The organism is Novosphingobium sp., assembly GCF_031424035.1.
GTDB lineage: Bacteria > Pseudomonadota > Alphaproteobacteria > Sphingomonadales > Sphingomonadaceae > Novosphingobium.
Window position 1 is genome coordinate 25,448 of the sequence record NZ_JANPGP010000050.1, and the last position, 21,200, is coordinate 46,647.

17 protein-coding genes are annotated in these 21,200 nt (G+C 63.0%); 5 read left to right on the forward strand and 12 right to left on the reverse strand.

Annotated features, from left to right (window positions below):
• Positions 1-11: 11 nt before the first annotated feature.
• The 8 genes from RMO89_RS07560 to RMO89_RS07595 form a co-directional block, all read right to left on the reverse strand.
• On the reverse strand, positions 12-905 hold the full coding sequence (locus RMO89_RS07560) for an alpha/beta fold hydrolase (RefSeq protein WP_310532258.1): 894 nt from the start codon (positions 903-905) through the stop codon (positions 12-14).
• Positions 902-1,714: a phytanoyl-CoA dioxygenase family protein gene (locus RMO89_RS07565; RefSeq protein WP_310532259.1), complete on the reverse strand. Its 813-nt coding sequence runs from the start codon at positions 1,712-1,714 to the stop codon at positions 902-904. Before RMO89_RS07565 ends, RMO89_RS07560 begins: the two co-directional genes overlap by 4 nt.
• A gap of 12 nt (positions 1,715-1,726) precedes the next feature.
• The gene (locus RMO89_RS07570; protein ID WP_310532261.1) at positions 1,727-2,821 is read right to left on the reverse strand and encodes an LLM class flavin-dependent oxidoreductase; all 1,095 of its coding nucleotides are present in this window, start codon (positions 2,819-2,821) and stop codon (positions 1,727-1,729) included.
• A complete protein-coding gene (locus RMO89_RS07575) occupies positions 2,821-4,641 on the reverse strand; it encodes an MFS transporter (protein ID WP_310532262.1) in 1,821 nt (606 codons plus the stop codon). Before RMO89_RS07575 ends, RMO89_RS07570 begins: the two co-directional genes overlap by 1 nt.
• Positions 4,638-5,612, reverse strand: coding sequence for an alpha/beta hydrolase (locus tag RMO89_RS07580; protein WP_310532263.1), 975 nt, complete (start codon positions 5,610-5,612; stop codon positions 4,638-4,640). The genes RMO89_RS07575 and RMO89_RS07580 overlap by 4 nt, the downstream gene beginning before the upstream one ends.
• Positions 5,609-6,631, reverse strand: coding sequence for a DUF3089 domain-containing protein (locus RMO89_RS07585; protein WP_310532265.1), 1,023 nt, complete (start codon positions 6,629-6,631; stop codon positions 5,609-5,611). Before RMO89_RS07585 ends, RMO89_RS07580 begins: the two co-directional genes overlap by 4 nt.
• Positions 6,628-8,112: an NAD(P)/FAD-dependent oxidoreductase gene (locus RMO89_RS07590; RefSeq protein ID WP_310532266.1), complete on the reverse strand. Its 1,485-nt coding sequence runs from the start codon at positions 8,110-8,112 to the stop codon at positions 6,628-6,630. Before RMO89_RS07590 ends, RMO89_RS07585 begins: the two co-directional genes overlap by 4 nt.
• A gap of 103 nt (positions 8,113-8,215) precedes the next feature.
• A complete protein-coding gene (locus RMO89_RS07595; RefSeq protein ID WP_310532267.1) occupies positions 8,216-9,721 on the reverse strand; it encodes an aldehyde dehydrogenase family protein in 1,506 nt (501 codons plus the stop codon).
• 187 nt (positions 9,722-9,908) lie between these two features.
• Between RMO89_RS07595 and RMO89_RS07600 the strand changes: the two genes are divergently transcribed.
• From RMO89_RS07600 to RMO89_RS07620, 5 genes are all read left to right on the forward strand, one after another.
• On the forward strand, positions 9,909-11,957 hold the full coding sequence (locus RMO89_RS07600; protein ID WP_310532269.1) for a hydantoinase/oxoprolinase family protein: 2,049 nt from the start codon (positions 9,909-9,911) through the stop codon (positions 11,955-11,957).
• 11 nt (positions 11,958-11,968) lie between these two features.
• Positions 11,969-13,843 carry a hydantoinase B/oxoprolinase family protein gene (locus tag RMO89_RS07605; RefSeq protein ID WP_310532271.1) on the forward strand — a complete coding sequence of 625 codons (1,875 nt, stop codon included), beginning with the start codon at positions 11,969-11,971 and terminating at the stop codon, positions 13,841-13,843.
• Between the two features lie 5 nt (positions 13,844-13,848).
• Positions 13,849-14,709, forward strand: a complete 861-nt coding sequence (locus RMO89_RS07610; protein WP_310532272.1) for an isocitrate lyase/PEP mutase family protein — start codon at positions 13,849-13,851, stop codon at positions 14,707-14,709.
• A complete protein-coding gene (locus tag RMO89_RS07615) occupies positions 14,706-15,821 on the forward strand; it encodes a zinc-binding dehydrogenase (RefSeq protein ID WP_310532273.1) in 1,116 nt (371 codons plus the stop codon). Before RMO89_RS07610 ends, RMO89_RS07615 begins: the two co-directional genes overlap by 4 nt.
• A gap of 100 nt (positions 15,822-15,921) precedes the next feature.
• Positions 15,922-16,716, forward strand: coding sequence for an IclR family transcriptional regulator C-terminal domain-containing protein (locus tag RMO89_RS07620; protein ID WP_310532275.1), 795 nt, complete (start codon positions 15,922-15,924; stop codon positions 16,714-16,716).
• A 3-nt stretch (positions 16,717-16,719) separates the two neighbouring features.
• On the opposite strand, the gene RMO89_RS07625 is transcribed toward RMO89_RS07620, so the two are convergent.
• Genes RMO89_RS07625 through RMO89_RS07640 form a run of 4 tightly spaced genes read right to left on the reverse strand, consistent with a single transcriptional unit; the run spans position 16,720 to position 21,199 of the window.
• On the reverse strand, positions 16,720-17,619 hold the full coding sequence (locus RMO89_RS07625; protein ID WP_310532277.1) for a DUF1838 family protein: 900 nt from the start codon (positions 17,617-17,619) through the stop codon (positions 16,720-16,722).
• Positions 17,620-17,634: 15 nt separating this feature from the next.
• A complete protein-coding gene (locus RMO89_RS07630; protein WP_310532278.1) occupies positions 17,635-19,140 on the reverse strand; it encodes an aldehyde dehydrogenase family protein in 1,506 nt (501 codons plus the stop codon).
• Entirely contained in the window at positions 19,137-20,288 is a 1,152-nt protein-coding gene (locus tag RMO89_RS07635) for an FAD-dependent oxidoreductase (RefSeq protein WP_310532279.1), read from the reverse strand. The genes RMO89_RS07630 and RMO89_RS07635 overlap by 4 nt, the downstream gene beginning before the upstream one ends.
• Complete coding sequence (locus tag RMO89_RS07640; RefSeq protein WP_310532281.1) at positions 20,285-21,199, reverse strand: polysaccharide deacetylase; 915 nt, start codon at positions 21,197-21,199, stop codon at positions 20,285-20,287. The genes RMO89_RS07635 and RMO89_RS07640 overlap by 4 nt, the downstream gene beginning before the upstream one ends.
• Between the last annotated feature and the right edge of the window lies 1 nt (position 21,200).

Here is a 21,200-nt window from a genome sequence, read left to right on the forward strand (position 1 = left end):
GGGCGCCTCACTCAGGCAGCGTCGAAGAAGCGCTTGAGGACAGGGGCGGTTACCGCCGCGTTGTCTTCGATGACAAAGGCCCCGGAATTGGGGATGATCTCGGTCCGGCTTGACCGCAAGGCTGCCTCAGCGCCGGCGCGAAACCTGAGATAGGCCTTGTCGAACTGTCCATAGACCAGCAGCGTCGGCGCCTGCACCCGGCGCAGCGCTGTCGTGTAGTCATAGGAACCAACCCCGCGCTCGGATGGCTGAATCCAGCGCCCCGCAGCCTTGCGGCTGAGGTTGCCGGCAATCGTCAGTTCGTCCGCATGGACAATGCCGAAGGTGCCGGTCAATTGCTCGGCCCGCACTGGAAAAGGCAGGCCCCGGCGGTCATAGAGATTGGTCTGCTTGGCATCGATATTGGCGCGGATCTCCGCCAGTGAACGGCGTTCGCGCAGCGCGCTCGAGATGACGGCAAGCCGCCGCACGCGGTCGGGAAATGCCGCAGCCAGCACCACGCCAAGGCATCCGCCGAGCGATGTGCCGGCTATGTCGGCAAGGTCGATACCCAACTCGTCCAGCGCCCCGATGACCGCTGCAGCGCTTTCACCTTGAGTCTGGATGTACGGGACAGGTTCAGGCCATTTCGAGCCGCCGTGCCCGGGCAGATCAAAGGCTATGACTTGCCGCCGCTCGGCGAGTGCGGGAGCAACCTGACGCCAGTCTCCCATCCAGCCACCCAGCTTGTGCAGCAGAACCAGCGGCGGCTGTCCGTTTGCCTCACCCAGCGTGGCGTAATGCATCACTCCGCCGGCCCGGCGGATGGTCCCGGTTTTCGTCCAGACCGGCGCAGGCGCCGCATGGACGGCAGTGGACAGGGCCAGAGCCCCTGCTCCTATGGCAAAACCGCGGCGATCGATCATGGCAAGCGGCTCCACAAAACGGGAAGGACATCGCTGTCCGGCATTTCACCTTCAGGCATGGCATCAACTCCAGGAATTGCCGCCTTGTAATCGGCATTGCGCCAGCGCACGTCGTGGCCGAGCAGCCGGACCGCCAGCCCGATGCGCGACAGAGTGGCGGAATCGTTGCCCTTGGAAAAGTGCGGTGTGTGCGGATGGAAAATTACTGCATCGCCCGGCTCCATGTCGACTGCGATAAAGCGGAACGGAAAATCGGGGTTATCTCGCTCAGCCTCGAAGTTGGGGCACAGGCCGTCTGCCTGATCCGGCCGGAAGCCGAAGGTCAGGCCGGCATCGATGCAGTGGCGATGCCAGCCGCCAATATATTCTATCCGCCCGTTTTCCGAATTCACTGGAGAGAATGCCGTCCAGATGTTGGGTGCCATCTCGCCCGTCACCGGCCATGCCGTCTCGTCGCAATGCCAGGGCATGATCGAAGGAGAGCTTGGCGGTTTGATGAACAGGTGGTCGTGGTACAGCCGGATGAAATCGGAACCGATCACCCGCCCGGTCGCCTCGGCAATCGGGGATTCGCGGACAAAGGCATCGAAGTCGGCATCCTGCCGCGCGACGTAGCACACCGATACCATCGCTCCGTTCGATGGCCCGAGCAGACCATAGGTGCCGGGGTCTTTACTGACGCGGGCGATCGCGCCCTGCATCCGCTCGACCCATTCCGCATCGAGCAGACCTTTGAGCAGAACGACCCCATCGCGCTGATAAGTGGCGATGTGCTCGGCGGTGATTTCGTAGGGAAGTTGCCGGTTCAATGCAGGTGCCTTTCAGTTGCCTTGCAGGCGATGATGCTCTTCGGCCGCCGCACGCAGCAGCGGGAACAGGGTTCGCCCATATTCGATAGTATCTTCAACTGGATAGAAGCCGCGGATTAGAAACCGCGTCACGCCCATGCGATAATAATCCATCAAAGCCTCACAGACCTGCTCTGGCGTGCCAACCAACGTCGTCTGGTTGCCAAACTTCCCTTGCGCCGCCTCGGCTACGCCCATCCACAGGCAGCGGTCATGGCGGCTTCCAGCAGCAGCCGTTGCCAGCACCTGGTCACCGGCATGGGTCTTCGCGGCGAAGTTGGACGGGCCCTTACTGGCATCGCCTTTGCCCAGCATTTCCATGAACTTGCCGAGCACTCCTTCGGCCCTTTCCCATGCCTTCTGTTCCGTCTCGCCAAGGATGACGACGATGGTCATCATGAAATCGAGCTGACGACCAGCCTTAGCCGCAGCGGCATTTGCCCGCGCCTGATGTTCGGCGATGGTGGCAAGATTGTCCCCGCTCATCGCAAAAACATCACCCACCGCCCCGCAGGCATCGACCGACTCCTCCGACGTGCCCGCCCAGAAGATCGGGATCGACAATCCGTTCTGCGGCTTGATCGGCGCGAATGCTTGATTGAACCGGTAAAATGCGCCAGTAAAATCAATTGGTTCTGAGGCATTCCACACAGAACGCAGGATACCGACGTATTCCTTGGCGCGAGCATAGCGCTGCGGCTTGGTGAGGAAATCCCCGTCGGCTTCGAGCTCCTTGTCACTAGGGCCGGCGATGATATGCGCGGCCACCCTGCCGTCGCTCAGCCGGTCAATCGTCGCCAGCATCCTTGCGGCTGCCGTGGGTGCAATGAAGCCGGGCCGGTGCGCGAGCAGAACCTTGAGCTTCTCCGTGTTCGCCAGCACGTGGGTCGCGATCGTATGCGGATCGGGCATGAGCGCATTGTTGGCGATAAGCACCCGGTCAAATCCCGCCGCTTCCTGCGCCTTAGCGCCAGACACGATGGCATCGACGCTGAATTCGTCCTGCTGGGCGAAGGACAGCGGCGTACCGAAATTGTGGCTGACAAGCCCGCAGATCTCGACTGGCATTACTTCCTCTCAATCTTGAGGGTGTTGGCGACACAATCCTTCGCCACCATGCCGTCTGGGCAGGAACTGCTGCGGGTCCGCAAGGGATCGTCTTTGGGCAAGCGCACGGTCATCGCCATGACCGGCTCCTTGCCCACCATCCGGCTGGTGTGTCCCTGGCCGGTGGTGTCCATCGCAAGGGCCATGTCACCTGCCCGCAACCGATGAATCTTGCCATCTCCGGTGCCGATTTCGATCATGCCCTTGAGCACCACGAGCAAGCGCGGCGTGCTGACCGGGTGCCAGTCTATGAAAGTCCCCGGCTTTGAAACGCCGATTTCCGCGTCGGTGGTATAAAGCCTCGCAAGCAAGGCTTTAGGGCCTGCCCCCGCCGGACGCGGCAGGGTGAAAGGTTCGGCATAGGACTTGCCGTCAGGTGCGCTCAGCACCCGGGTAATGACGATGCCATCGCCCTCTTTTGCCCAGGGCGTTGCCGGGAAAGCCAGCACCAAAACAAGGATTGCCGCCGCAACCGGGCCGCCCCGCAAAGCTTTGCCGCGCAGGAAAAGACACGCCACCACTGCCGCCGCAGCCGGGATCAGCGACATGGCGATAACGATACCCGCCAGCACTTGCGGTGACTGCATGGCGCCCGCGTTCTTCGCCGAAACGAAGCCGACACCGCTCATGATAACGCTGAAGATAAAAGCGCCGAAAGCCGCCGTTGCCTTCTCGACCATGACGAACAACCCGGAAAGCACCCCTTCGTGCCCTGTCGCAGAATTGCGCCGGGCAAGGTCCATCGTATCTGTCAGGATTGCATAGAGTCCGAAGATCAGACCGCCGATGCAGATGCCTTCAAAACAGCCCAGCATTTGCACCCATGGGGTCGGAGCGCCGGCCGGCACCAGATACCAGCACAGCATCGCCACGGCATCGAGCAAGGCGGCGGCGATCAGGCCATTGGCGCGGCCGAACCGGCGGGCAACCCTGATCCACAGGAATTGCGACGCCATGGTTGCCAAGGTCTGGAAGAGGTAAAGTCCCGAGAGGCTGGTATCGGAAGCGTGCAGGACGTGGCGGGTGTAATAGGGCAAGGCCGCACCATGCACCGATAGCCCGGCAAACATGGTGATCTTGAAGCCGATCAGGCGTTGGAACGGTCGGTTCTGCGCCAGTGCGCGCCAGGCCTCGCGCCATGAGTGACTCTCGCGCGTCGTCGGCTGCGCGCCTTCCTCTTCGGCGCTGATCAGCAGGAACGTAGCCGTCCCGCCAAGGGCAACAAGAATGGCTACGATCCATGCGATCAACCCGTGCGCTGTCCGATCGCTCCCCAGCGACGCAAGCAGCCAGGGACCTGCCGACATGGCGGTCAGACTGCCAAGCGAGGAGCCATAGACGCTGAAGGTCATCAGGCGCGACCGCTCGTGAAAGTCCTGCGTGATTGCCCTCCCCAAGGCCAGATAGGGGATGCGAAACATTGTGTAGGCGGTTGAATAGAGCAGCAGTGCGCCACCGGAAAAGACGATGGTGCCGGTCATGCCCAGCCCCGCCGGGACGTTGAACAGCAGCACCAGCGCGAGCGCCGCGAACACCGCGCCGGCGACCAGATAAGGACGATAGCGTCCCCACCGCGTCGACGTGCGATCGCTGAACGCGCCCATCAGCGGATCAAGCACGGCGTCATAGACTCGCGAGAACACAACCAGCAGTCCGGCGACCCCAATCGCCATTCCCAGCGAATCGGTCATGAAGCGCATGTGCAAAAGCCCCACCGAGCCGACCAGCGCAGCGGTGGTGAACGAACCCAGCCCCCATCCAATCTGAGTGCGCAACTTCATGGCTTGGTCTCCCCGAAATGCAGGCGATCGAGGAAGGTTGCGGCGGCTACGGCACTTTGCGGACCACATTCCTGTGGCATCATGTGACCACAATCGGGGATCGTGACCAAGGCCTTGTCCGTCGACGCCAGTAACGCCAATGCGCGGCGACCATCGACTTCGACCGGGGTTTCAGGGTCGCGATCGGACCACAGGAGAAGCGTTGGCGCCTTGATCGCCGCAAGATCATCCGGCGTTCCGGAAAACGGCTTGCCGCTGGGCCAAGGTTTGCGCGGCCAGCCTTGGGTGCGGTTGTTCAGTTCAGTCCACTCGCGGACAAGTTCGGGAGTGACCTTGGCTTTGTCGACATAATTGGTCTCAAGCACACCGCGCCAGAGCGCCTGACTATGCCAGCCCTTTAACCAGGGATCGACCATTGCTGCCACCTTGAACATGGCGGACCGCTGCTGCGGGTGCATGACAAGCGGACCGGCGGCGATATTGGCCAAGATCACGGCATCGATCCGTTCAGGATGGAGTGCGGCAAAATGCGCCGCGCCTTCGCCGCTGCTGGACGTCCCGACCAGCGTGAAGCGGGTCAGTTTCAGGTGGTCGGCCAGCTTGCCAATCAGCTCGGCCTCGGCATCGCCGTCATAGCGTGCATCGCCATTGGGGCCGCTCAGCCCCATGCCCGGTCGGTCAAACCGGATTACCCGGTAGCGGCGCTTGAGCCTGTCGGCCCACTCGTTCCACATCCGCAGGCTGCCGTAAGAGCCGTGGACGAGGATAACTGCTGGTCCGGACCCTTCCTCGACCAAATGCAACTCCTGCCCGCCAATCGTGACGTATTGCGAGCCGGACAAGCCGTACCGGGCGCGCAGATCCTTGTCGTCAGGCCTCAGCCAGCCACTACGCGCGGCAAGGACAAACAGGCCGCAGCCGAGAAGTACAACCAGAAGGACAAGTCCGGCACGGCGCAGAAAGCGTTTCACCGGCCCGCCCGGAATGCGGCAGCACGGCGCATGGCATTGAAGCGAACATCCGCCCAGAACAGGCCGACATCGTGGTAATGCATCGAGCCGCCGGGCAGCGGCTTCATATCAAGCACCGGATCGACTTCGACCACCAGCAGGCCCTGTTCGCAGCGGGCGGCCACTTTGCCCCGAACCAGCGGACTCATGGCACCCGCGCCGGGATCGCCGGGTACTGCGCCCGTCGAGGCGGCGGCGCTCGCGGCAGGCTTGCGGCTGTCAAAAGTCAGCGGGTTGGAGCAGATCGTCTGCTTGCCCGGCAGGTCACCATAGGCGCTGACAAAAGTCGACTGCGCGCGCTTTGCCGCCGTAGCCACATCGCTGCCGGCAAGCATCGCCTCCCATTGCACCACGCAGCCGGTCTGGCTCGGCGTTTCGCAGGGTTTGACTTGCTTGAATCGTCGTCCGAAATCGCCTTCGGACAAGTTGATGCCAATGATATAGGCCGCGACCAGCCGCTTTTGCAGCGGAGTTCCCTCAATCCGCTTTTCCAGCAGGGTCGCGGCATGGAACGCGCCTTGGCTGTGGCCGGCGATGATAAAGGGCCGGCCCTTGCTGCGGTATTTCAGAAAGTGGTCGAAGGCCCGTTCGACATCGCTGTAGGCCAGCACGAAAGCGGCCTTCTGCTTCGTCGGATCGACAAACGAATTGTACGATGCGGCCCGGTAGCGCGGGGCAAACACACGGCAGCAACCGTTGAAGGCACTGCCCTGGCGGGACACGGCGCTTTCATCGACCCACTGGTTTGCCTTGGCGTCCCCTGGATCAGCATTCATCTGCCCATCGGGACTGCGAAAAGTGGTCGGGTGCAGGTAGAATACATCGACCTTCGGTGACTTTATGGATTTGCTTGCCCCAGCTGGCAGAGCCGAAGCGGCGGGCGACCAGTTGCCCGGCACCATATAGTCCGGCGGCAAGGTCTGGGCAGCGGCGGGAGAGACCGCCAGCACCAGACCCGCAAGAATCGCGAGGCTCCTCATCCGCGACTCACAATCTCGATAGCCGCGCGCTCACCGCTCTCCATCGCTGATTCCATGCCGATGTCGAGCCGCCTGGTGTGCTCGCCCGCGAAGTGCAGCACCGCCCAGGGATCGTTCATCCGCCGGGCATAGGCATTGACATGGCCGGGGGCGAGACTGAAGCCGCAGCCACGCTGCAGGGGGTCGCGCGCCCAATCCTTGTAGGTATCAAGCCGGATCAGGCCCTTTGATGCGGGCCGCAGGCGGGCCAGTTCGGCCATCACAAAGGCCTCGGCTTCGGGTCGGTCGCGTGACGCCATGGCGGCGGCGACCTGTCCGACCATGACGACCATCGCCCGGTGACGACCCTCGCCAGTGTGATTGTCGATACCCCAGAACATGCCGATAGGACCGTCACTTGAGAACGATGCCGGTAGGCAATCGTCCTTCCAGAAAGGCTTTTCGACCGTCATGTAGAGCCGCGCGGTGTTGGCGTATGGCATCGAGGCGATGGCCTTGCTCTGGTAAAGCCCGCCCGGCCCGGTGATCGCGACATCGCGCAACATCGTGAACGGAATGGCCGAAACAATGAACCGTGCCGAATACTCGGTGCCGTCGGTGCAGCGCACGGTACCCGCGCGGTTCGTCATATCGATCCGTGCCACGCGCTTGTTAAGCCGCACCACATCGCCAAGCTGTGCCGCCATACCCAGCGGCAGTTTCTGGCAACCGCCCTCGATATTGGAAATCATGGCAAGGCCATCGATCATGTTGCGATCGTTCGCCTCACCAAAAGGGTGATCCTTGTGACCGGGCGCAGCGGTGGCGGCCAGCTTGCGATCGATCTTGCCGCGGGTGTCTTCCTGCCACATGCGCAGGACCGACGTGGCGTCGATACTGATGCCCGGCGCCGAATACTGCGCCAGGTCGATCGCGGCATCGCTATGCCCCTTGCGGCGCATAAGTTCGCGCAGTGAGATGTCATAGTCCGCGTATTTCGGATCGAGCCACTCGTCGACTTCCTTGAGCGGGTTGTATTTGCCCACCAATGTCGAGCCGATCATCATCGGCGGGATCAGGCGCTCCTCACCAACCGTCTTGTTGAGCGGGTTGGATTCCCAAGTCTTGTTGTCGACCCAGGTATCGCGAAAATGATTGCCGAAGGTCAGCAGATCACGGTCTTCGGGGATCAGCTTCAGACCGAGTTTCTGACAAGTATCCAGCACCCGGGCATAACCGCGCCCGATCTGACTGGCACCGACATCAATCTTGCCATCGGCCGTATCGACCGTGTGTACCCGCCCGCCAATACGGTTGTTGGCTTCGAGCACGACCACCTTGTACCCCTGCTCCTTCAGGATCGATGCAGCGTTGAGTCCGGAAAGACCGGCGCCGATGATAACGACGTCGCTGCGTTCGGCCGCGAATGCCATTCCGGGCGCCAAGCCAGTGGCAGCGCCGGCGGCGATTCCCGAGGCGATGAATTTGCGGCGATCAAACATCAGCGGGCTACTCCGATAAGACTAATTGCAAGTCTGGCCAGCACAGGCGCGCTAGCGAGGTTGCAGGCACGTTGTTACCGCTGTGCGGATAGGATGCAGCCGCTCAAACGACCGCGCAGATGGTTTTCCACTCAAGGTAATTGTCGAGCGCCTGCTTGCCACTGTCACGCCCCCAGCCCGATTGCTTCACCCCGCCGATGGGCAGAGCGGCGTCGTACATGGCGTGGCAGTTGATCCACACGGTGCCGGCGCGGATGTCGCCGGCCATGCGGTGAGCGGTGGAAAGACTTTCCGTCCAGACACTTGCGGCAAGGCCGTACTGGCTGTCATTGGCGGCTGCGACGACTTCCTCGGCATCGTCGAAGGCCTGTGCAACAACCACCGGGCCGAAGACCTCTTCCTCGACGATTTCCATGCCCGGCTTCACGTCGACGACCACGGTTGGCGAGACAAAAGTGCCGGCATCGCCGAACCGCTCGCCCCCGGTGAGCAAGGTCGCTCCTTCCCCCTTGGCGCGCGTCAGAAAGCCTTCCACTCGCTCGGCTTGCCGCCGCGATACCAGCGGGCCCATCTGCGAATCGGCTGCCAGGCCGTGGCCCAGCTTCATAGCCTTGGCATAGGCGGCGACGCCTTCGACCACCTCGTCGTGGATCGAGCGGTGCACATAAAGCCGCGAACCGGCGATGCAGACCTGCCCTGCGTTGAAGAAGATAGCGTTCGCTACCCCCGGGATCGCCAGCGAGAGATCGGCATCGGGCATGACGATCGACGGGCTCTTGCCGCCCAGTTCCAGCGTTACGCGCTTGAAATTGGTCTTGGCGGCATCAAGCACGGCGCGGCCCGTGGCGGTTGAGCCGGTGAAGGCGATCTTGTCGACGCCGGGATGCGCCGCCAGCGCCGCGCCGGTTTCCGCGCCGATGCCGGTGACGACATTGACCACGCCCGCCGGCAGTCCGGCTTCCAGCATCAGTTCGCATAGGCGCAGCGCGCTGAGCGAGGTGTCCTCCGCCGGCTTCAGAACCACCGTGCAGCCAGCCGCCAGTGCCGGGGCGAGCTTCATCGCGGTGAGCACCAACGGCGAATTCCACGGCACGATGGCCGCAACCACGCCTACCGCTTCGCGCACGGTCCAGCTGCGCATCTGCTTGCCGGCGGGCTGGTAGCCGATCGAGCTTTCGATCGAGTTGCCCTCGATCGCCATGGCCTGTCCTGCGAAAAAGCGGAACTGGTTGATCGCGCCTGGAATCTCGGCCCAGCGGCCAATGAACAGCGGCTTGCCTTGATCGAGCGTTTCGAGCTCGGCCAGCGCATCGATCTCGCGCTCCAGGATGTCGGCGATAGCCCAGAGCACGCGGGCGCGTTCCACTGGCAGCGTTGCCCGCCAGCCGGGAAGCGCGGCCCGCGCCGCCTCGACCGCACCCGCAACGTCTGCTGCTCCAGCCGCCGCGATGCGCCCGGTTTCGATGCCCGTGGCGGGATCGAGCGTTGCAAAGGTCGCGCCGCCCGCAGCGCTGAGCCAGGCTCCACCAATTAGCAAGCCTTCGCCGCCGGCCCTGCGCGCCAGAAATTCGCGGTTGCTCTGGCCGAGCGACCCAAGATCGAAACTCACCGCAATTCTCCCTGTAAGCTGTCGTCGGGATGACTATCGCGCCCCTCCCATCATGTCAGGCGCCAAGCCCGAAAATTCGCCAGCCGGATAAGTCTGTCCGAAAACCATCGCGGAGGGAACCCGCCGCGCTACCCCGTCGCCAGTGAAATGAAGGCGGACCTAAACCGCGCAGCCAATTGGGGATAGCATGACCTACAGACTGGGTGTCGACGTTGGCGGCACATTCACCGACCTCTTGTTGCTCGATCAGGGCAGCGCCGCGTTCTGGCGGCACAAGACGCCCTCGACCCCGCATGACAGCTCCGAAGGCGTGCTGGCTGGTGTGGACGCGATCTGCGCCAAGGCGGGCATTACGCCGGCGGAGATCGAATTCTTCCTGCACGGCACGACGGTCGCCACCAATGCCGTGCTCGAAGGCAAGGGCGCCCGCGTCGGCCTTGTTACCAGCGAGGGTTATCGGCAGGTCATGCAAATCGCCCGTTCCTTCGTGCCGGGCGGCCTTGCCGGCTGGATCGTCTGGCCCAAGCCCGAACCGCTCGCTCGGCTGGAAGACACGGTAGAGATTGCCGGCCGCATGGACGCGCACGGCAACGAACTGCGCCCCATTGATGATGACGATATCCGCCGCGCGCTTGGCTGCCTGAAGGCGCAGGGCGTTCAGGCGCTCACTGTCTCGCTGATGAATGCCTATCTCAATGGCGCGCACGAAGCGCGGGTTGGCGAACTGGCGGCTGAGATCATGCCCGACGTTCCGGTATCACTCAGCCATGTCGTGCTGCCCGAAATGCAGGAATACGAGCGCACGCTGACCACGGTCGCCAACGCAGCAGTGCGCCCGGTGATGCGCAAATATATCAGCAACCTGCGCGAACGACTTCGCTCGGGCGGCATGGCGGGCAATATCTCGCTTCTGCGCTCGGACGGCGGCCTGATGTCGTCCGAAAAGTCGGAGGAGCATCCAGTTTCGCTGCTGATGTCAGGCCCGGCGGGCGGCGTGACCGGCGCGATCTGGGTGGGCCGCAATGCCGGCATTCCCAACATCCTGACGCTCGACGTTGGCGGCACCTCCACTGACGTCGCGCTGATCGAGAACCTGCAGGCGCGCCGCGTGCGCACCACCGAAGTGGGCCACCTTTCGGTTCGTGCCTCGGCGCTTGACGTAAAGACCGTCGGCGCTGGCGGCGGCTCGATTGCCTATGTCCCCGAACTCACCGGCGCTCTGCGCGTTGGCCCGCAATCGGCAGGCGCGGTTCCGGGACCGGTCGCTTACCAGAAGGGCGGCACCGAACCAACCGTGACCGATGCCAACGTGGTACTCGGCTACCTGCCCGAGAACCTGCTTGGTGGCACGTTCCGACTTGACCGCGAAGGCGCCAAGGCTGCCGTCCAGAAGATCGCCGACAAGCTGGGCATCGGCCTGATGAAAGCGGCGCGCGGCATCATCGATATCGTCAATGAGAACATGTTCGGTGCGCTGCGCATGATCTCTGTCCAGCAGGGCTATGACCCCCGCCACTTCGCCCTGATGGGCTTTGGCGGCGCCGGACCGCTCCATGTCAACGCGGTGGCCCGCCTGATGGGTTCGTGGCCGGCGATCTCGCCGGTCTCGCCCGGCGTGCTCTGTGCGCTGGGTGACGTGACGACGCGGATGCGCACCGAAACCGCGCGCAGCTTCTCGCGCCGGTTCTCCGCCACCGGACTTGCCGAAGTGCAGGCCGTGCTCAGCGAAATGGACGCCCAGACCCGCAGCGAACTGACGGCCGAGGGCGTCGGCGCGGACGAGATCACCAGCGTTTTCGAAATCGACGTGCGCTATGAAGGCCAGGCCTTCGAAGTGCCGCTGGTCGTCACCCCGGAAGAACTCGCCTCGGGCGGTCTGGAAGAAGTCATCGCGCGATTCAATGAAGAACACTTGCGCCTGTTCACCTTCAACATGGACAGCCCCCACGAACTGGTGAACCTGCGCGCCATCGCACAGGGGCCGGTGCTTGATCTGCCCGCGCCCAAGCTGCCCGAAGGCAATGGCGATCCTATCGCCGCCAAGTTGCGCGACCACGAATTGTGGGTCGACGGGGCGATGCGCCCGGCGGTGATCTATGACCGCGCGCTGCTGCGGGCAAACGACCGCATCGAAGGTCCCGCCATCGTCATCGAGATGGACTCGACCACGCTTATCGAAGCGGACTGCATCGGCATTGTCGATGCTTCCGGCAACATCCTGATCAACCTGCGCTGAGGACCAGAGCCATGCCAGCACGCATTATCCAGTCGAACAGCCAGCCCTTCAAGAAGGTCCCGGTTGATCCGGTAACGCTGGAAGTCATCGAAAACGCCCTGCGCAACGCCCGCATCGAGATGGACGCCACCTTGGTCCGCACCGCCATGTCCCCGGGCATCCGCGAACAGGGTGACGCCTTCCCGCTGATCGCCGATTCCAACGGCAAGATGATCGTCGGCCAGTTCGGCAGCTACATCGGACCCTTCCTCGAAGGGTTCGATGGTACGGTCGAAGATGGCGACATGATCTTCCTGTCCGACCCCTATTCGGTCGGAGGGGCGATCAGCCACTGCAATGACTGGCTGGTCCTGCTGCCCGTGTTCCGCGAGGGCCGGCTGGTCGCCTATACCTCGATGTTCGGCCATCAGAGCGACATCGGCGGCAAGGTCCCCGGATCAATGCCGATCGACGCGACCTCGATCTTCCAGGAAGGCGTCCGAATTCCGCCGGTAAAGATCTGGAAGAAGGGCGAATACAACGAAGACCTGATCAAGCTGGTCATGCATCAGGTCCGCACACCGGACTGGTGCAAGGCCGATCTCAACGCGCTGATCGCCTCGTGCCGCGTGGCCGCCCGCCGCGTGATCGAGATGTGCGAACGCTTTGGCGATGACGTTTACGCCTCGGCCACCGACCTGCTGCTCGATCGCAACTTCCGCGCGATGAAGCAGCTGATCGAAAGCTCGGTCAGTGAAGAACACGTCAGTTTCGAAGACTATGTCTGCGACGATGGTCTTGGCTTCGGCCCCTACAAGATCAAGTGCACCATGTGGCGTGAGAACGGGCGTGTCGTGCTAGATTTCGACGGCACCGATCCGCAGAGCCAGGCTTCGATCAACATGTTCCTCAACGAGAACATGATGCGCATGTTCTTCGGCATCTACATGATCATGGTCTTCGATCCGCAGATCCTGTTCAACGATGGCTATTACGACCTGATCGACGTGCGCATCCCCGAGGGGTCGCTGCTCAAGCCGAAGTTCCCCGCCGCGCTTTCGGGCCGCACCCACGTGCTGGGCCGCCTGTTCGACATCCTTGGTGGGCTGCTCGGCCAGAAGACGCCGGAGTTCCTCAACGCCGCCGGATTCAGCTCCTCACCGCACCTGTTCTATGCCGGCACCGACAAGACCGGCAAGTGGTTCCAGCTGTTCCAGATCGGCTTCGGCGGCATTCCGGGCCGTCCACTCGGCGACGGGCCAGACGGACACTCGCTGTGGCCGGGCTTCACCAACGTGCCCAACGAATTCCTTGAGCGCTATTTCCCGTTGGTCATCGAACGCTATGAAACCGTGGCGGACAGCGGCGGAGCGGGCCTGCACCGCGGCGGCAATGGCATCAACATGGTCTACCGCTTCCTCGAACCCGGCGTGATCGCGATCCACGATGACCGCTGGTTCGTGCCGCCCTGGGGCGTCAACGGCGGCGAGCCGGGCGCGCGAGCACGCAAGGTGCTGGTCAAGACCGATGGCACCGAGATCGTGCTGCCCAACAAGTGCGAGGACTACAAGGTCGAGTCCGGCGACCAGCTGCAATTCATCACCTGGGGCGGCGGCGGTTGGGGCGATCCGCTTGACCGCGATCCGGCGCTGCTGGCGAAGGAACTGAAGCAGGGCCTCGTCACTGCCAAGGGCGCGCTGCGCTATGGCGTGGTGCTCAAGGATGGCGAAGTCGACGCTGCAGCTACCGATACCCTGCGCGCTGAAATGCGTGACCAGCGCGGCGATGTCTCGGTGTTCAACTATGGCCCGGACATCGAAACGCTGCGCGCCAACTGCCTCGCCGAAACGGGCCTCCCCGCCCCGCAGGCGCCGAAGTGGCAGCACTTTGCCGTGGCGGCCGAGTAAGCGCCATGGCCAACCCGATCTTCAGGAAAAAGCTCGAATCCGGTCAGTTTTTCGTTGTCCCCGGCGTGCAGGACATGATTGCCGCGGTGATAGCCAACAAGGTCGGGTTCGATCTCGTTTACGGCACGGGCTACTGGCTCACGGCCTCGGCCTATGGCCTGCCGGACGCGGGAATCGCGACCTATACCGAGATGCTGAACCGCATGGCGACGTTGGTGAAAACCAGCAACGCCGCCGTCATTGCCGATGGCGATACCGGCTATGGCGGGCTGCTCAATGTCCATCATACGGTGAAGGGCTACGAAGCGGCAGGGGTCACGGCGATCCAGCTTGAGGACCAGGAATTCCCAAAGAAGTGCGGCCACACCCCCGGCAAACGCGTCATCGCCGCAGCCGACATGGCCGAGAAAATCCGCGTTGCCGTGGACAGCAAGGAGAGCAAGGACTTCCTTGTTCTTGCCCGCACCGATGCACGGCAGATGGAGGGCATGGACGGCGTACTGCGACGCCTCGAGGTTTATGCCAATGCCGGCGCCGACGTGCTGTTCCCCGAGGCACTGACCAGCGAAGAGGAAATGCGCAAGGTCTGCGAAACCTTTGACAAGCCGATCATGGTCAACTGTTCGAACCACGGGGCCACGCCGGTGCCGCACGCAAGTGTGCTGGCCGAGATCGGCTTTGCCTATGCCATCTACCCCTCGCTCACCAGCCTTGCCGCCAGCGCCGCGATGGAGAAGGTCCTGCGCGATCTGAAGGACAACGGCGTCGGCCAGCCGGACGGACTGTTCGATTTCAACGAGTTCTGCTCGCTGATCGGCTTTGAAGACGTCTGGGCCTTCGACAAGAAGTGGGCCCCCGCCCAGTGACCAGGATTGCCGCCGCCGTCCTGTCACAAAGCGGTGGAAACGCAGCGCCATACGCCACAAGCAACCCGATCGAGGTGCGCGCGCTGGAACTGGCGGATCCGAAACCCGGCGAAGTGCTGGTGCGGATCGACGCCGCCGGGGTCTGCCATTCCGACCTCTCGGTCATCAACGGCGACCGCGAACGTCCGATGCCGATGGCGCTGGGACATGAGGCGGCAGCGACCGTGCTGGCACTCGGCGATCCGGAAGAGCCGGGTCTCGCTGTGGGTGACCGTGTGGTGCTGGTTTTCCTGCCTTCCTGCGGACAGTGCACGTCCTGCCTGTCGGGCGAAGGCTACCTCTGCGCCACCGCAGCTGCTGCCAATGGCAAGGGCGAATTGCTGCGCGGCGGATCGCGATTGAGCTGCAATGGCGGACAGGTTCACCACCACCTCGGTGTATCGGCCTTCGCCACTCAGGCAGTGGTTGACCGGCGCTCGCTGGTGAAAATCGATTCCGATATTCCGCCTGAAACCGCCGCATTGTTCGGTTGCGCCGTGCTTACCGGGGTTGGCGCGGTGATGAACACGGCGCAGGTGCGGCCTGGCGAAAGCGTGCTGATCTACGGCCTTGGTGGCGTCGGCCTCGCGGCAGTCATGGGGGCCATCGCGGCGGGCGCGCAGCCGGTCTATGCCGTTGATCCGATGCCCGAAAAGCGCGCATTGGCGCTCGAACTGGGTGCGGCCGCAGCAGTTGCTCCCGGCGAGGAGGGCTCGCTCACCGGCACTGATGTGGTTATCGAGACGGTCGGCAAGGCCGGTGTCCTCGCCACGGCTTACAAGGCAGCCCGACGCGGAGGGCGTATCATAACGATCGGCCTACCTAACCCGGCCGAAGATCTGTCGATCAATGCCCTGTCGCTGGTTGCCGATGGCAAGACTCTGATGGGCAGCTACATGGGATCGTCGATCCCGGCGCGCGATATTCCGCGCTACATCGCTCTTTGGCGCGCAGGTCGGCTGCCGGTTGAGCGCTTGCTGACCTCGGTAAGCCCGCTTGAGGAGATCAACGAACTGATGGACAAGCTGGCCCAAGGCAAGGCGGTGAGGCAGGTTGTCGTGCCCGGCTGGTAAGGATATTTATCCGACTGTCGGATAAAATATTGCTCAAATCGGATTTTGCCGCTTCACAAGGCACTCTCTTGTCATTGAACCGACACATGGGGAGTCCAACGTGGAAAAAGGCGTTCCGATTCGTTCGATCACGCGGTCGATTGCGGCCCTGAAGGCTATTAATCGCCACGGTTCGCTGTCGATGATGGAAATCGCCAAGTCGGCCGAAGTCCCTTATCCCACCGCCTGCCGCATCGTGCAGACCCTGCTTTACGAAGGGTTGATCGAGCAGGAACCTGCCCGCAAGCGCTACCGCGCCACGGCGCTGGTGCAGACGCTGGCCACCGGCTTCCAGCATGACGACGAACTGGTCCGCCTCGCCCGTCCGCACATCGTGGCATTGACCCAGAAGGTCGGCTGGCCGGTATCGGTCGCCATCCGCGTCGGCCGTCAGATGATGCTGCGCGATTCTACTCATGCCAATTCATCGCTGACATTCGAACACTACTACCCCGGCTTCACTCTGCCGATCCTCGACAGCGCATCGGGCAAGGTTTCGATGGCCTATGCCGACGCTGACGAACGCGAGATGATCCTGCGCTTCATGCGCGTGTCGCAGGATATCGACCTGAACTATCTCGCCACTGCGGAAATTAGCCTCGATGTCGAACGGATCCGCGCTCAGGGCTATGCCGTCCAGGGGCGCAACCACTTCAACCTGACGCCGGGCAAGACCTCGTCGATTGCCGTGCCGATTTTCCGCAACGGCCACTTCGAAGCGGCGATGACGATGGTGTTCTTCATCGCCGCAATGAAGCTGTCGAACGCGCTGGAAATGTACCTCGAAGAACTCAAGGCCACCGCCGCAGCCATCAGCCACGACTTGTCAAACGGTGGCCCTGCCGGCAGCGCCTGACGATCAGGGCTGCGCGACGGCAAGGTATTCGAGGATATCCATCCGCTGCTTGGTCCAGCTTGCCGTGTCGAAGATTTCCGGCGTGTGCTTTTCCAGCCCCTTGCGCGCGGCCAGCGGAATCCCGTCAAGCGAGCGCAATTTCGCGCCATGCGAATTGCCATAGGTCCCACCTGGCCGCTGTCCCATGCCCAGCCAGGGATGCCACGATCCCATGTTCTGGAAATGGCAGAAGGCATCGGCGCAAGTCACGCTTTCGTCAAACGCCTGGCTGCGCGGCGCGGCATAGGTGGCCTGCGATTCCCAATACGACGTTGGGCCGGCATAGAGCTTGGGGTATTTCTGCGGATCGATCGGACTAGGCCGGGCCATGCTGGCAGCGGTCGGCACGATCACGGAAGACCCCACCGCTTCCATGCGCAGCGGCTTTGGCGATAGCTCCGCATTTTTGGTGACGATGCCGTCAGGCCCAATGGTGACATCGAACGGACCGCCAAGGAACTGCCAAACCTTGCGCTTTTCCTTGGTGAAGGGGTTTTCCCATTCCTCCAGCACTTCGTCGGTATCGAACTTGCAATAAACGCCGCATTCGTAAGTCTTGGTCACGAAGCGGTCCGGCGCGATCTGCTGCCACTGATTCACTGACAAGTGGTTCATGGTGAAGAACGGCACCAATTGGCCACCGTCATAGCCGTAGATGTTCAGCCGGTAGAACATGAAGACGCGCTCGCCCGCAGTCGAACCGATGATGCGTGCGCGCATCCGGGCGCGGGCTACCGGGTCTTGCGGAATCGCACTGCTGTCGGGGCTGGTCGCGGCCTGCGCAGCGCCGGCCATAAGCGAGAGGCCCATCATGCCCATCGGCGCCATCATCATCGCCGAACGGCGGTCCAATCCATAGCGCATGTCGTGCGTCCTTTGTCAGAGTCTTGCGGTGACCGCCTTGGTTTCGAGATAGGCGTCCAGCCCGGCATGGCCGAATTCGCGGCCCCAGCCCGACTGGCCGTAGCCGCCGAAGGGGATGTTCGTACCCACCGCGCCGTGGCAGTTGATCGACACTTGGCCCGCCCGGATCCGGCTGACGAGGCGGTGCGCGGTGGAAAGATCGCGCGTCCAGACAGAGCCTGAGAGGCCGTAAGGCGTATCGTTGGCCAGTGCCGCGATGGCATCAAGGTCATCGGTTTCAAAGCGCTGGACGGCCATGACCGGACCAAAGATTTCCTCGCGCATCACCGCCATGTCGCGGGTACAGTTTGAGAAAATCGTCGGCTGGATGAAGTTCCCGGGGCGATCCAGCTTTTGGCCGCCCGCGACCAGCGTCGCGCCGGCTTCCTTGGCTCCCTCGATAGCCAGCATGACCTTGGCGGCGTGAGCGTCGGAAATCATCGGGCCTTGCTGGGTCGCCGGATCAAGTCCGTGGCCGAGCTTCATCATCCCGGCAAAGGCTGCGACACCATCCAGCAGTTCGTCATGGATCGCCGCGTGCGCGAAGATGCGCGTTCCGGCCATGCAGTTCTGGCCCTGCAGGAAGAACGTCGCCTGCGCTACGCCGGGAACGGCCAGCGCCAGATCGGCATCGGGCATCAGGACAACCGGCGATTTTCCGCCCAGTTCAAGCGCCACCTTCTTGAGGTTGCCCAGCCCGGCTTCGACGATCTTGCGGCCCGTAGCGGTCGATCCGGTGAAGGAAATCTTGTCTACACCCGGATGCGCGGCGAGCGCTGCTCCGGCCTCTGGTCCGGTCCCATTGACGATGTTGACCACGCCCGCCGGGAAGCCGGCTTCAAGCACCATGCGGCCCAGTGCGAGCGCCGATAGCGGGGTCATTTCCGACGGCTTGACCACCACCGTGCAGCCCGCCGCCAGCGCCGGAGCGAGCTTCAGGATGGCAGTGGACAGCGGCACGTTCCACGGCACGATCAGGCCGGCGACGCCCACCGGCTCGCGCAGGGTATAAGTCAGCGCCTCGGTCTCGGCAGCGATATGGCGCGGCGGGGCGATGGTCTCGCCCGCGATCCGCATGATCGCGCCGGCATAGTAATCGACCATCTCGACGCAATTGGCCGTTGTCAGGCCGGCAATGAACGAAGGCATGCCGTTGTCGACGATGTCGAGTTCGGTGAGCAGACGCGCATTTGTCTCCATGATGCGGGCAAGCCGGAACATCAGCGCGGTGCGTTCGGCAACGGCCATCCGCCGCCAAGGGCCGCAGAAAGCCGCGCTTGCTGCTGCCACCGCACGGTCGACCTCGGCCGCTCCGCCGATCGCGAAAGTGGCCAGATGAAGCCCGGTCGCCGGGTCGGTCGAGACCATTTCGCCGCTGCCGTCGACCCATTCGCCATTGATCAGCAGCTGGTGCCGTTCAGCAAGGAAAGCCCCAGTTTCGAGGGCGATGGCGTGGCCGTCAAACGGCACCGGGGCGCTCATACCTCGACCGTCCGGGGGTCATAAGTGAACAGGCCGAGCGATTCCTCGTCCTTCATACCTTCGATACCGAACAGGTCGGTATCCTGTCCCTGCATCCGGTCTGCATTGGTGTTGCTTTCGAGCTGGATGAAGGTTGCGCGCTCATGCCGCGCCTTTTCATAACGCGCGAGGCCCTCTGCCGCAGTTGCTGACGCCGCCATCGCTCGGGCAAGGACGATGCCATCCTCGATGCTGCTGGTCGCACCCTGCCCCAGAAACGGTGTCATGCCATGCGCCGCATCGCCGAGCAGCGACACGTTGCCATCAAGCACCCAGGTGGAAAGCGGACGGCGGGCGTTGATCGCCCACTTGTACATCTTCTGCTGGCAGGCCGCTTCGATCAGGCGCTGGGCATCGTCGCACCAGCCGGCATAGGCACCGCGCATTTCGTCAGGATCGGCGGCGATGGCCCAGCCATCGTCGGTCCAGCCATCCTGCCGGCGGAAGAAAACGAGGTTGAGGATCGTCGAGCCGCGAACATTGTATCGCGCGATCATGCCGCCCGGGCCAATGATGATGCCCGGCCAATCAGACAGATCCTGAATTTCGGGCGTCACCGGCACCAGGCAGCGCCAGGCGACATGGCCGGTGAAATAGGGCGGCTCAGCCTCGAACCTCTGGCGGATGACCGACTTTACGCCGTCCGCCCCGATCAGCACTTCCGCCGAAATCCGGGTTCCGTCAGCCAAGATTGCCGTCGTGCCCTCGCTGGCCACGACCGGGCTGTTCGCCCGTAGATCAACCCCGGCTTCGCGCGCAACTTCAAGCAAAACCTCGTGAATGTCGGCGCGGTGGATGGTGATGTACGGTGCACCGTATTTCTCGCGCTGGGTGCTCCGGTCAACGGAAACGAGCGTGCGGCCATCCTGCCAATGCGTGAATCGCTGCTTGCCCGGCTCAACGCCCGCCGCCGCCACGCGCTCGCAAGCACCGATGAAATCGAGACCCTTCATGGCGTTGGGCGTGATCGTCAGCCCCGCGCCAATCTCGCCAAATTCCGGCGCGGCTTCGAGCAGAGTGACCTTGAACCCCTGCTGCGCCAGCGCCGCTGCTGAAGTCAGACCGCCAATGCCGCCGCCGACGATCAGGAAGGTCTCGCTGCGGCTCATTTCAGTTGTCCGGGAATGTGCGCTTCATGATTGGCGAGATACCACTCGGCAATCTCCTCGCGCGTCGCCCACCACACGCCCGGCAGCGACTTGGCGTGTTCGATGAATTCGCGCAGCGCCCGTACCCGGTGCGCGCGGCCCGATACGTGTGGATGCAGTCCGACGTTCATGATCCGGCCCGTGGTCGCACCCTCGTCGTACAACACATCCAGTTCCTCGATGAGCGCATCGCGGAACTGGTCGGTGGTGAAGTTCTTGCGGGTGATGAAGGTGAAATCGTTGATTTCGTTAGAGTAAGGCACCGAAACGATGGGCCCGTGCGGCGTACGCAGCAGATAGGGCTGATCGTCATTCATGATGTCGCAGTAGAAAGTGCAGCCATATTCGGCGAGGATGTCCGCCGTCTGCATCGTTCCGCGCAGCGAGGATGACAGCCAGCCCTTGGACTTGCGCCCGGTGTACTTCTCAAACTGATCAAGACTGCGCAGCACAATGTCGCGCTCCGCCGCCGGATCGTGGGCAAAGCTGGAGAGCAGCTCGCCCTGCTCCCAGTTGTGCGTCAGCAGCTCCCAGCCGCGCTCCAGCACCGCATCGGTCATCGCGCCGCGCCGTTCGAAGGTGACCGCGTTGGTCGTGCAGCTGGCCTTGACGCCCAACTTGTCGAACAGGTCGAACAGCCGCCAGATGCCCACCCGCTGGCCATATTCGCGCCAGGTGAAGTTGGGAAAATCGGGCGTGTTACCTGGCAGCACATCGGGCAGGATCGCCGGTCCGCCAGCATAATAGGGCTTGTCGGTGTCCTTGGTCAGGTCCCACGTTTCAAGGTTGAACGTCAGGATCAACGCGACCCGTGCGCCGTTCGGCCAGATGAGCGGTTTGCGCTGCGGCAGGGGAATGTAATCGTAATCCAAG